Annotated in this window: 11 protein-coding genes; 9 read left to right on the forward strand and 2 right to left on the reverse strand. The window is 71.3% G+C overall.

Annotated elements, in window-relative coordinates:
- Both PMI14_RS18030 and PMI14_RS18035 read left to right on the forward strand, forming a co-directional pair.
- Positions 1-723, forward strand: a 723-nt coding sequence (locus PMI14_RS18030) for a hypothetical protein (protein WP_007856700.1), incomplete at its 5' end; no start/stop codon positions are given.
- Positions 724-757: 34 nt separating this feature from the next.
- Positions 758-1,711: an alpha/beta hydrolase gene (locus tag PMI14_RS18035; protein WP_108016418.1), complete on the forward strand. Its 954-nt coding sequence runs from the start codon at positions 758-760 to the stop codon at positions 1,709-1,711.
- A 7-nt stretch (positions 1,712-1,718) separates the two neighbouring features.
- Here PMI14_RS18035 and PMI14_RS33615 read toward each other — a convergent pair whose 3' ends face one another.
- Complete coding sequence (locus tag PMI14_RS33615) at positions 1,719-3,143, reverse strand: hypothetical protein (RefSeq protein WP_007856702.1); 1,425 nt, start codon at positions 3,141-3,143, stop codon at positions 1,719-1,721.
- A 244-nt stretch (positions 3,144-3,387) separates the two neighbouring features.
- Positions 3,388-4,020 carry a flavin reductase family protein gene (locus PMI14_RS18045; protein WP_007856703.1) on the reverse strand — a complete coding sequence of 211 codons (633 nt, stop codon included), beginning with the start codon at positions 4,018-4,020 and terminating at the stop codon, positions 3,388-3,390.
- Between the two features lie 231 nt (positions 4,021-4,251).
- Here PMI14_RS18045 and PMI14_RS18050 point away from each other — a divergent pair, with 231 nt between their 5' ends.
- The 7 genes from PMI14_RS18050 (at position 4,252) to PMI14_RS18080 (ending at position 11,557) form a co-directional block, all read left to right on the forward strand.
- A complete protein-coding gene (locus PMI14_RS18050) occupies positions 4,252-4,785 on the forward strand; it encodes a sigma-70 family RNA polymerase sigma factor (RefSeq protein ID WP_052024429.1) in 534 nt (177 codons plus the stop codon).
- 108 nt (positions 4,786-4,893) lie between these two features.
- Positions 4,894-5,976 carry a FecR domain-containing protein gene (locus tag PMI14_RS18055; protein ID WP_007856706.1) on the forward strand — a complete coding sequence of 361 codons (1,083 nt, stop codon included), beginning with the start codon at positions 4,894-4,896 and terminating at the stop codon, positions 5,974-5,976.
- 131 nt (positions 5,977-6,107) lie between these two features.
- On the forward strand, positions 6,108-8,561 hold the full coding sequence (locus PMI14_RS18060; RefSeq protein WP_007856707.1) for a TonB-dependent receptor: 2,454 nt from the start codon (positions 6,108-6,110) through the stop codon (positions 8,559-8,561).
- A gap of 7 nt (positions 8,562-8,568) precedes the next feature.
- Entirely contained in the window at positions 8,569-10,206 is a 1,638-nt protein-coding gene (locus tag PMI14_RS18065) for a PepSY domain-containing protein (protein ID WP_007856708.1), read from the forward strand.
- A gap of 29 nt (positions 10,207-10,235) precedes the next feature.
- On the forward strand, positions 10,236-10,886 hold the full coding sequence (locus PMI14_RS18070; protein ID WP_007856709.1) for a hypothetical protein: 651 nt from the start codon (positions 10,236-10,238) through the stop codon (positions 10,884-10,886).
- Positions 10,887-10,892: 6 nt separating this feature from the next.
- Positions 10,893-11,204, forward strand: coding sequence for a DUF3649 domain-containing protein (locus PMI14_RS18075; protein ID WP_007856711.1), 312 nt, complete (start codon positions 10,893-10,895; stop codon positions 11,202-11,204).
- Positions 11,201-11,557: a DUF3325 domain-containing protein gene (locus PMI14_RS18080; RefSeq protein ID WP_007856712.1), complete on the forward strand. Its 357-nt coding sequence runs from the start codon at positions 11,201-11,203 to the stop codon at positions 11,555-11,557. The genes PMI14_RS18075 and PMI14_RS18080 overlap by 4 nt, the downstream gene beginning before the upstream one ends.
- Positions 11,558-11,647 lie beyond the last annotated feature (90 nt).

An 11,647-nucleotide genomic window follows, 5' to 3' on the forward strand; every position in this document is an offset into this window, starting at 1 on the left:
GGCGGCTCGGGCAGCCACTCCATGCAGGCCTCCGAGCAGGCCAGCGGCACCTTCGTGGCCGGCCGCTACAGCTACATCGAGCAGCGCGAGCTCGGCGGCTACACCAACGACATCAAGGGTGCGATCCTGCAGGGCACCTACTTCCGCCTCGTGCAGAGCAAGGGCTTCGATGCCGGCAAGCCGCAGAACAGCAAGGCCGAGCAGGTGCTCAACCAGGTGCAGACCGGCAAGATGGCCACGCCCCAGGCCCAGAACCAGGTGGCCAACGTGGTCGCCCGCATCAAGAAGGGCGAGTTCGCCGGTGCCGACTACGTGCTCTTCGGCGTGGTCTCCAGCATCAACTTCACCGATGCGCTCTCGCCCCTGCAGGGCACGACCAGCGCCACGCGCCAGTACGGCCTGCAGCTGCTGGCCGACTTCTCGCTGATCAACACCCGCACCTACGAGATCAAGGCTGCCTTCTCCGCGCAGGGCGAAGGCAACGACACCAAGATCCTGTCCAACCGCGGCGACATCGCCCCGCCCAACCGGGCCAAGGTGATGCGCGAGACCTCGCAGAGCCTGGCGCAGGACGTGTACGCGCAGCTGGCCACCCAGCTGGGCTACACCGATGCCCACCTGGCGCGCGGCGTGCGTCCACCGCCACCCCCCGTGGTCTACCAGGGCGGTGGCCAGCCGGTGCCCGTGCCCCAGCAGCCCGACCAGGTGCTGATCCTCAAGTGAGCTGCGCGGGTTCCCTGCAGCCATGATGGGCCGCATGCGTCCCGCCCTGAAGGCCAGCCTTGCGCTGGCCTTTTTCGTGGCCGGCTGCGCGGCGCAGCCGGGGCCTGAGGCTGCTGCGGATGCCACGGCCTTCGCGCCCCATCCGCTGCCCGGGGTGGGAGAGGCGCGCGTGCAGGCCCTGCAGCGGCCCGCGCGCACCGCGCCGCTGCGCTACCGCGTGATCGTGGTGCCCGGCTCCGGCTGCGCCGGCATGGGGCCGCTGGCCGACCGCTACTTTGCCGGCCTGCTGCATGCCGAGGTGCTGGTGCTGCACAAGCCCGGCGTGGCGCCCGGTGCGCGCACGGCGGCCGGCGCCTGCGCTGCCGATTTCGTGCAGGCCGACCGCCTCTCGGCCTGGCGCGGGCATGCCCGTGCCGCGCTGCGTGCCGATGCCCGGGAGCGCCAGGCCCGCGGCCTGCCGGCGCTGCCCCAGGTGCTGGTCGGCATCTCCGAAGGGGCCGAACTGCTGCCCGCGCTCGCACCCGAGGTGCCCGGGCTGGCGGGCCTGGTGCTGCTGTCCGCGAGCGGGCTCGACCCGCGCGAGGCCGGCGCCCTGCAGGCGCAGCGCCTCGGGGCCGGGGCCGACTGGGAGGCCCTGGGCCGCCTGCAGGCCGACAGCAGCCTGCCCGACAGCGCGCCCGCGCAGGGCCGCAGCCTGGGCTACTGGCGCGACCTGTGGCACTGGCCGCTGGCCCGGCCCCTGCGCGACGGGCCCTGGCCGGTGCTGCAGGTGTGGGGTGGTGCCGATGCGCTGGTGCCGCCTGCGGCCTTCGCGCAAGGGGCGCAGCGGGCGCAGGGGCGCAAGGCGCCCTGGTGCGCGCGCGAGCTGCCCGGTGCCGACCACGGGCTGCAAAGCCCCGGGCGCGACGGCGTGCAGCAGCTGTGGGCCTGGCTGGAGCAGTGGGCGCGCGAGCCGCAACAGGGCCTGTGCGCGCCCCTGTCGCGCTGAGCCGATTTCAGGGCACCGTGTAGATCAGCTGGAACTTGGCGTTGCTCAGCATGTCCGCCAGGCTGGTGCCGTAGCCCAGGAAGAACTGCGTGCCGCGCAGGCCGCTCACATTGACCAGTTCCAGGATCGGCACGGTCTGCGAGGCTGTCAGCGTGCCCTGCCAGGCCGGCGCTGGCGTCGAGGCGCCGTTGAACAGCGTCCAGCCTTGCGGCGACAGCACCGCCAGGCCCACGCCCGGCACCGAGGCCACCACATAGACCACACCGCCCTGGCCCACGTCGCCCGATGCGGGCTGCACGCGCCCGGTCAGCCGCAGCGACTGCACCGTGCCCTCGGTCGTGCCTGAAAAGCTGGCCGGTGTGGTGGGCCCGGTGCCCGGTGCGGGCGGCACGCGCCCGCTGTCGGCGCTGAAGCCCGCGCGCGCAGCGATGGGCGCGAGGTCCACCGCCTCGAAGGCCGTGTGCGGCACGGTCTGCACCTGGGTGATGGTCGCGTCCTGCCACAGCCGGCTCGGGTCGCCCGTGATGTACATGTCCGAGCCGCCGTCGGCGATGTACATGCCGTAGCGCTTGAGCGCGTTGAGGATGGCCTTGGCCTGCGCCGTGTAGCTGTCCGGCACCACGTAGTCGGCGCGCAGGCGGAACAGCTGGCCCATGGGCGGCTTGGCGGCCGAGGCATCGCCGTTGCGCGTGAGGTGGCGCGCCGGCCAGGTGTAGCTCGTGCGGATCTTGCTGCTCTGGATGGTGAAGCGCAGCGCATGCTGGATCTCGCCGGTGCTGGCCTCCTCGGCACGCAGCAGCAGCGGGAAGATCGGAAAGCCTGCCGCGTCCGATGAGGTCCAGCCCGCGGGGCGCAGCGCGTTGGAGCGCAGGTCGAAGGCGGCGCTGCTGTAAATGTCCCAGCCGCCGTCGGCACGGGCATAGCTCAGGTAGCTCTCCCACAGCGTGCAGGTGTCGGTGTCCACGCTGAGGATGTGGTGGTCGTTGTAGACCGCCTTGTTGCTGCTGATGCCGCCTTCCACCTTGGGCTGCAGCGGAAAGGGCAGGCGTGCGGGGCTGGTCAGGCCCGTGCAGGGCCGCGCCAGGCTGCCGTCGGCGCGCGCGCAGTCGCTCTCGTCGGGGGCTCCGTCGGCATTGAAGTAGACCGCGGGCCAGGTGATCTTGCTGCCCTGCACGACGTTGTACGGAATGCCCCAGTACTCGGTGCTGGCCATGTCCTCGCTCTGGCCCAGGTCCAGGTGCAGGCGCCGGCTACCGGTGCTGATGGTCTGCAAAAAGGCCGCCGATTGCGGATGCACCGGCAATTGGTCGATGCGGGTGTTGAACACATGGTCGGCCGGCAGCACGGGGCAGGGCCCCACGGTGGGCGCGGCCACGGCGGCGCTGGCGAGCAGTGCCAGCGAGGCCAGCAGGGCGAAGGTGGGGCGGGGCATGCGTGTCTCCTGGGATCTCGCCAGGATGCTGCCACGGCTTGTTACAGCGTGGCGCGCGCAGTTGTAACTGCCGGCAACCTATGGCTGCAGCTTCTACGGGGCCTTGCGTCTCGGCTGCAGGCTCGCCCATGCCCGCTGAAGGCGAAAACTGGCATGCTCAAGGCCAGTGCTCCCGCGCAAGGGCCGCCCCGCCGCGCTGGGAGCGTCCCCCTTCCAGGGGGATGGCGCGAAGCGCCTCAGGGGGTTACCTTGGTCTGTACATTTTGAAGAGCTGCTCGGGGCCTACCGTGAAATAGTCGGCCGGGCCGCCCGCGCGCAGGATGTGGCCTGCCGCAGCCGTGTCGTAGATGCCGTCCTTGAGCAGCGCCTTGTCGATGTGGATGGCCACCACCTCGCCCAGCACCAGCCAGGTCGGCACCTGTGCGCCGTCCACGCCCTGCAGCTGCAGGATCTGCGTGCGCCGGCATTCGAAGGCCACGGGGCTCTCGGCCACGCGCGGCGGTGCTACCTGGGTGCTGGCCTGCGGGGTGAGGCCCGCGAGCTGGAACTCATCCACCTCGGGCGGTACGGCCGCGCAGCTCTGGTTCATGGCCTCGGCCAGGCTGCGCGTGGCCAGGTTCCAGACGAACTCGCCCGTCTCCTCGACGTTGCGCACCGTGTCCTTGTGGCCGATGCTCGCAAAGCCCACGATGGGCGGCACGTAGTTGAAGGCGTTGAAGAAGCTGTAGGGCGCCAGGTTCAGCGCGCCTGCGGCGCTTTGCGTCGAGATCCAGCCGATGGGGCGCGGTCCGACGATGGCGTTGAACGGGTCGTGCGGCAGGCCATGGCCGTTGCGCGGCTCGTAGCTGTGGATGGAGGAGGGTGCGGGCGTGGCCATGGGCGGTGCGGGGTGGTGGGGTGGGGTGGGAGGGGCTGAACCGCCACCATACGTGAAGCGCGCCGCGCGTGCACGGCCGGGGTTGATGGCGGGCAGGGGGCAAAGCCGGGCAGGTGGCAGGGGCTCCCCCGGCAGCTGTCGGAAATCACCCCTTTACAATGTTGAGAATAATTCGCATTTGCTATGGCGGCCGTGCTGCCTGTCGATCCACTGCCTCTCCCCGTCCGCGCCGTGCTGGCCCGCTATTACCAGGAACTGCTGAACTACTTCGCCCGCACCGCGCGCGGCCGCGAGAACGCGGCCGACCTGGTGCACGAAGCCTATGCGCGCGTGCTCACGCTGCAGCGCTCGGGCCAGGCCATCGCCCAGCCGCGGGCCCTGCTGTACCGCACGGTGCGCAACCTGCTGGTGGACCAGCACCGGCGCAGCAGCGTGCGCGAGCCCCTGCCCGGCGGGGCCAGCGACGAGCCGCCGCTGCCCGACGTGGCCGACCTCGCGGCACCTGCCGCCCTGGGGCCCGAGGCCCTGGCGGCCTCTTCCCAGGGCATGCAGGCGATGCTGGCGACCATCGACGCCTTGCCGCTGCGCTGCCGCGAGGCCTTCATCCTGCACAGGTTCGACGGCCTCTCGCATGCCGAGGTGGCCGCGCAGATGGGCATCTCGCGCAAGATGGTGGAGCAGCACATCCAGCGTGCCATGCAGGCCTGCCGGCGCTGCCGCGACGGGATGGACAGGGCTGCCGATGCAGGGGAGCGCCTGAATTGACCTGACCTGCGCCTGCCGACCTGGGGTTTTCGGGCGCCCATGCGTCTACACCCTGGAGTGGCCTGGCACCGACAATCGCTTCCAGGCCTGCGTGCCCCGAACCTTTGCATGACCACCGACCAGTCCTCCCCCCGCCATGAGCCGGGCCCTGCCGAGCGCGACGCGCTCGCCTGGTTCGTGCGCAGCCGCGGGGGGCTCAGCGCGGGGGAGGCGCGCGAACTTGCCGCCTGGCAGGCGCAGGACCCGGCGCATGCCGACGCCTTTGCGCGCTGGCAGGTCGACTGGCAGCAGCTTGATGCCCTGCCCGCGCAGGGCGTGGCCCGCTTGCGCGCCCACCTGGCGCAGGACCTGGTGCGCGAACGGGCCGCGGCCCCCCGGCCAGCGCGCGGCTGGCTGGCCGGGGCCTGGGCCGGCAGTGCCACCGTGGCAGCCTCTGTGGCTTGCGTGGCCGTGGTGGCGGCCGGCGGCCTGCTCGCCTGGCAGCACTGGCAGCAGCAGCCGCTGTTCGAGAAGCACATCGCCACCCGCACCGGCGAACAGGTGGATGTGCAACTGCCCGATGGCAGCCACCTGCGGCTGGACACCGCCACGGCCATCGACGTGGCGTTGTTCCGCCAGCGCCGCGAGGTGCGCCTGCCCGAGGGGCAGGCTGTGTTCCGCGTGCAGGGCGACGCCGCGCGGCCCTTTCACGTGCTGGCCGGCCCGCTGCGCATCACCGTGGTGGGCACGCGCTTCTCGGTGCGCAACACCCCGGGCATCCCGGGCGAGGCGGGCGTGCGCGTGGCGGTGGAAGAGGGGCGTGTGCGCGTGGCCCGTGCCGATGCGCCGGCCGCGGCCTCCGGGGCCGTGGTGGAGCTCACTGCCGGCCAGCAGGTCGCCAGCGATGCCACGGGCCGGCTCGGGCCGGTGGCGGCGGTGCCGCCCTCGGGCATCGCGCCCTGGCGCGAAAGCCGGGTGAGCTTCGACAACACGCCACTGGCCCAGGCGCTGGCCGAATTCGGCCGCTACGGCCCCACGCAGCTCACGGTGCGCGACCCCGAGGTCGCGGCCCTGCGCCTGACGGGCACCTTCGACCCGCGCCGGCTCGACAACTTCGTGCGCGTGCTGCCCCAGGTGCTGCCGGTGCGCATGCAGGCGCCAGCGGCGCAGGGCGGCGAGGCCGCCACGACCGAGATCGTCGCGGCGCCCTGATTCCGGGCCCCTGCCAGGGGCCGATGTCCCTTCGGCAAAAAGATTTTCCCGGCGACCTGGGGTTCGGGCGCCGTGCTGCGTCTACCTGAGAAAGCGTCTTATTCAATTCCAACACCGGGGAACCCTTGTCCATGCGCCGCCACCGATTCCGTCCCGCACCGCTCGCCCTTGCCGCCGTGCTGGCCCTTGCTGCAGTCCCTGCCGTTCAGGCCCAGCCCGCCGTGGCCGGACAGCCGGCGGTGCAGCTGAGCATTGCCTCCCAGCCGCTGGCCCAGGCGCTCAATGACCTGGCGCGCCAGACGCGGCTGGAACTCATCGTGCAGCCGGCCCTGGTGGCGGGCCGCACGGCGCCGGCCGTGGCGGGCCTGCTCACGCCACGCGAGGCGCTGGACCGCCTGCTGGCCGGCAGCGGCCTGGTGGCCGTGATCGAGGGCACGGCTGTCACCGTGCAGCGCATCCCGGTGCCTGCGGCTGGCACTGCGCCCGCCGCAGGCAGCACCACCCTGTCCGAAGTGCGCGTGACCGCGGCGGGCGAGCGCAGCGGCCTGACCGAGAACAGCGGCTCCTACACCACGCGCCAGGCCGGCACGGCTACGCCGCTGGGCCTGTCGCTGCGCGAGACGCCGCAGTCGGTCAGCGTGATCACGCGCCAGCGCATGGAAGACCAGGGCCTGACCCAGCTGCCCGACGTGGTGGCCCAGACCCCGGGGCTGGTGTCCAGTCAGGGCGGCAACCAGGGCTCGGACAGCTCGCCCATCTACTCGCGCGGCTTCACCGTCAACACCTACATGATCGAAGGCGTGCGCCAGACGGACTCGAACTACTCGAGCATCTTCCAGACCAACGACATGGCCATGTTCGACCGGGTTGAAGTGGTGCGCGGTGCCTCGGGCCTCATGAACGGCGTGGGCACGCCGGGCGCGGCCATCAACCTGATCCGCAAGCGCCCCACGGCCGACTTCCAGGGCCACGTGCGCGCAGAGGCGGGCTCGTGGAACCATGCACGCGCCGAGGTGGACATCTCCTCCCCGCTGAACGCATCGGGCAGCGTGCGTGGCCGCCTGGTGGCCGCGGCGCAGGACAACGATTCCTACATCGACCGCCTGAAGGAGCGCAAGAAGCTGCTCTACGGCGTGGTCGAGGCCGACCTCACGCCCGAGACCCAGCTGTTCGCCGGTGCCTCGGTGCAGCACCACGATGCCACGGGCCATGCGCGCGGCGGCCTGCCGGCCTACTACGCGGACGGCACACGCACCGAATGGGCGCGCTCGGCCTCGGCCGCCCCGCCCTGGGCCTACTCGCAGCGCCACTACACCTCGGTGTTCGCGGCGCTGGAGCACCGTTTCAACGACGACTGGAAGCTCAAGGCCACGGCCACGCGCACCACGAACTTCTACGACGAGATGATCGGCTACGCCAGCGGCGGTGCGCCCGTGCGCGAAACCGGGGCAGGCGTCACGCTGTGGGCCGGCCGCTGGACCGCCAAGCCGCGCCAGGACAGCCTGGACGTGCAGGCCACGGGCCGCTTCGACCTGCTGGGTCGCAAGCACGACATCGCCTTCGGCGCGCAGATGTCGCGCACCAGCTACCGGGCGCCCAACTACAGCAACTGGACGCATGCCGGCTGGAGCAGCGCCATCGGCAACATCTATACCTGGGACGGTACCTCCCCTGCGGAGCCCAGCAACCCGAGCGTCGGCCGTGCCACTTCGGACGAGCGCCTGAACAGCGCCTATGCCACCGTGCGCCTGAAGCCCACCGACAGCCTGGCCCTGCTGGCCGGGCTGCGCCTGGTGGACTGGAGCCGCTACCAGACCAGCACCCGCTACTCCACGGGTGCCACCACCATCACCGACCGCGGTGAAACCGGCGAGGTGATTCCCTACCTGGGCGCCGTTGTCGACATCGACCGCAACTGGTCGGCCTATGCGAGCTACACCAGCATCTTCACGCCGCAGAACCTGCGCCTGGCCACCGGCGACTACCTGGACCCGCAGACCGGCGACAGCTTCGAGCTCGGCATCAAGGGCGCCTTCCTGAACGACCGGCTCAATGTTTCTGGCGCCGTCTACAAGGCGCGCCAGGACAACCTGGGCGTGGCCCTCCCCAACGTGTTCGCGCCCGATGGCAGCCAGGCCTACCAGGCCGTGTCGGGCACCAGCACGCGCGGCTTCGAGCTGGAGGCCTCGGGCGAGGTGCAGCCGGGCTGGCAGGTGTCCGCAGGCTTTTCGCGCAACATGACGCGTGACCGCCTGCGTGCCCGCCTGAACACCGACGTGCCGCAGAACACGCTCAAGCTGTTCACCAGCTACCGCATCGCGGGCATCGGCAAGGGCCTCACGGTGGGCGGCGGCCTGCGCTGGCAGAACCAGATCTACCGCGACAACCAGGGCGCCGCGCGTGCCCGCTTCACGCAGCCGGCCTATGCCGTGGTGGACCTGATGGCGCGCTACGCCGTGACCGACACCGTGGCCGTCACGGCCAACGTCGGCAACCTGTTCGACAAGGTGTACTACAACACCGTCGGCAACGCCTACTACGGCACCCCGCGCAACCTGCGCGTGGGCGTCGACGTGCGCTTCTGAGTCCGGCATGAAAGAAGGTTTCCGCCAGTGCATGGCCTGGCTGCACACCTGGACCGGGCTGGTCGTGGGCTGGGTGCTGTTCTTCGTGTTCGTGACGGGCACGGCCGGCTACTTCGCCTACGAGATCGACCGCTGGATGCGACCTGAATTGCCGCTGGCCGGTGACGCCATGCCGGTGGCGCCCGACAAGGCCGTGGCGATGGCGCAGGCCTACCTGCAGACCCATGCACAGGGCGCGCAGGACTGGTCGGTGCAATTGCCCGGCCAGCGCGGCAGCAGCAGCCTGTCCGTCACCTGGCGCCAGCTGCCCGCGGCCGATGCCAAGCCCGTTACGCGCGGGCGCTTCGTGCGCAAGGCGCTGGACCCGGTGACAGGTGAGGCGGCGGCCGAGCCGGCCGTGCGCAAGACCGGCGGCGGCCACCTGCTGTACCGCATGCACTACATGCTGCACTACGTGCCCTACGACGTGGCGATCCGCCTCGTGGGCGTGTGCACCATGCTGATGCTCATGGCCATCGTCACCGGGGTCATCACGCACAAGAAGATCTTTGCCGACTTCTTCACCTTCCGGCCCGGCAAGGGCCAGCGCTCGTGGCTCGATGCGCACAACCTCATCAGCGTGACGGCGCTGCCGTTCTTCCTGATGATCACCTACAGCGGCCTGGTGTTCTTTTTGTTCCAGTACATGCCGGCTGGCATCCAGGCCAGCCACTATGCCGGGAACACGCAGGCTTTCTATGATGACCTGCTGCAGCGCCCTGTACCGGGTGCGCCGGTCGGCGGCACGGGGGCGCCCGTCATCGCCTTCGCGCCCCTGGTCGCCCAGGCCGAGGTGCAGTGGGGCGCGGGCCAGGTGGCCCGGGTCAGCGTGCAGCAACCCCAGGCCGCCGACGCCGACGTGCAGGTCGTGCGCGTGGCGGGCAGCCGCATCGCGGGCAGCGAGCGGCTGCGCTTTGACGCGCACACCGGTGCCCCGCTCGACCCCCGGGCCGACGACGGCGCCGCGCGCGAGACGCAGGACGTGATGCTGGCGCTGCACGAAGGCCGCTTTGCCGGGCCGCTGCTGCGCTGGCTGTACTTCGCCAGCGGCCTGCTCGGCTGCGCCATGATCGCCACCGGCCTGGTGCTGTGGACCGCCAAGCGCAAGCTGAAGCAGGACAAGCGCGCCAAGGCCGGCGAGAAGCCCGAGTTCGGCTTTCGCCTGGTGGAGTGCCTGAACATCGGCACCATCGCCGGCCTGCCCGTGGCCGTGGCGGCCTACTTCTGGGCCAACCGGCTGATCCCGGCCGACTTCGCCACCCGGCGCGACTGGGAGGTGCACGCGATGTTCATCACCTGGGGCCTGCTGCTGCTGTACCCGGCGTTCCGTGCGCCGCTGCGCGCCTGGATCGAATCGCTGTGGCTGGCGGCCGCCGCCTTCGCGTTGCTGCCCGTGCTCAATGCCTTGACGACCGAGCGCCACCTGGGCGTGAGCCTGCCGGCCGGCGACTGGGTGCTGGCCGGGTTCGACCTGACCCTGCTGGTGCTGGGCGCCTGCTTCGCCGTGGCGGCCCACCGGGTGCGCCGCAGGCAGCTGCGTGCCGCCACGGCCGCGCGCGCGCCGGCCACCCAGGCGCCCCTCATGGCCGCCAATGCGGCCGGCTGACCACCACCGATTTTTTCCAAGGAGTCTTCATGTTCAAGAAAACGCTGCTCACGGTGGCCCTGTCCACCCTCGCACTGTCCGCCAGCGCCCACCAGCTCTGGCTGGAGCGCGATGCCACCGGCCCGGTGCGCGTCTACGTGGGCGACGCCGACAGCGCCCACGACAAGGGCGAGGAAGTGGCCAAGCTGGCCGCCACCACCCAGGTCTTCACCAGCGACCGCAAGCAGACCGCCAAGCTCACCGCCAAGGAAGAATTCCTGGAGGCCGACGTGGCCGCGGCGGGCGACGTGCGCCTGTTCAACGACCAGGTCTGGAAACCCTGGAAGGCCAAGGACGGCAGCTACCAGGCCGCGGTGTTCAACGCGCGTGCCGGCCGCACCGACACCAAGGCCGTGCTCGACCACGAGCTGGTGCCCGTGGCCGCCGGTGGCAACAGCTTCACGCTGCTGTTCAAGGGCCAGCCCCTGGCGAACAAGGCGGTCACCGTGATCACGCCCGACAAGTGGAGCAAGGGCTTCAAGACCGACGCCGCCGGCCGCATCGACGTGCCCGTGAGCGGCAAGGGCCGCTACGTGCTGGTCAGCACGCACGAGGCGCCGGCGGTGGGCGAGGTGGTGATCGCCGGCCAGAAGGTCGCCAAGCTCGGCTACACCACCACGCTGACCTTCGTCGCGCAGTGAGCCGGCATGGCAGTACACCCCGGCTCTCCTGCGCGCTACCGCTTCATGGTGGCCAGCCGTGCCATCGCGGGCGCCCTCGGTGGCTATGCACTGGCCTCGCTGGTCACGGCCGTGCTGTCGCTGGCCCTGCCGCTGATCGCCGGGGCGTCGCCTGCCAGCGCGCTGCTCACGGCCACCATGCTCAGCTTCGCGGTGTATGCGCTGGCGGTGGTCTGGGTGTTCAGCGCGCGCAGCGCCCTCTCGGCCTGGGCGGGCCTGGCCATCGCCTCGGCCGTGTTCGGCGCGGCGCTGCTGGCACTGCAGGGGGCGGGCGCATGACGGCCCTCGGCGCCCCGGCCGTGGCGCTGGCCCTCAGCTATGCGGGCATGGCCGGGCTCAGCCTGGCGATGGACCGCCACTACGAACAGGTCTGCGGCCAGGGCACGGTGCCGCCCCGGCGCCGGCGGCTGCTGCGTGCCGCGGGCAGCGCGCTGCTGGCACTGGCGCTGCTGGCCTGTACCGGCGCCTGGGGCGCCACGGTGGGCTTCACCGCCTGGTGGGGCTTTCTCACGGCGGGCGGTGTGCTGGTGGCCTGGCTCATGGCCTACCGGCCGCGCCAGGCTGCGGCCAGTGCCGGGGTGGCCTTGGTGCTGGGCCTGGCCGGCGGGATCGCCACGCTCGCCGGGGGCTGAACCGCCCTCCAGGGCCATGCGGGCCCTGGCTATTTCACGCCGGACCGAAAAAAGCGGGCCTGGCATTGCCCTTTTCTCGATCTCGCTGGT

This window comes from Acidovorax sp. CF316, assembly GCF_000276605.1.
Taxonomy (GTDB): Bacteria; Pseudomonadota; Gammaproteobacteria; order Burkholderiales; family Burkholderiaceae_C; genus Acidovorax.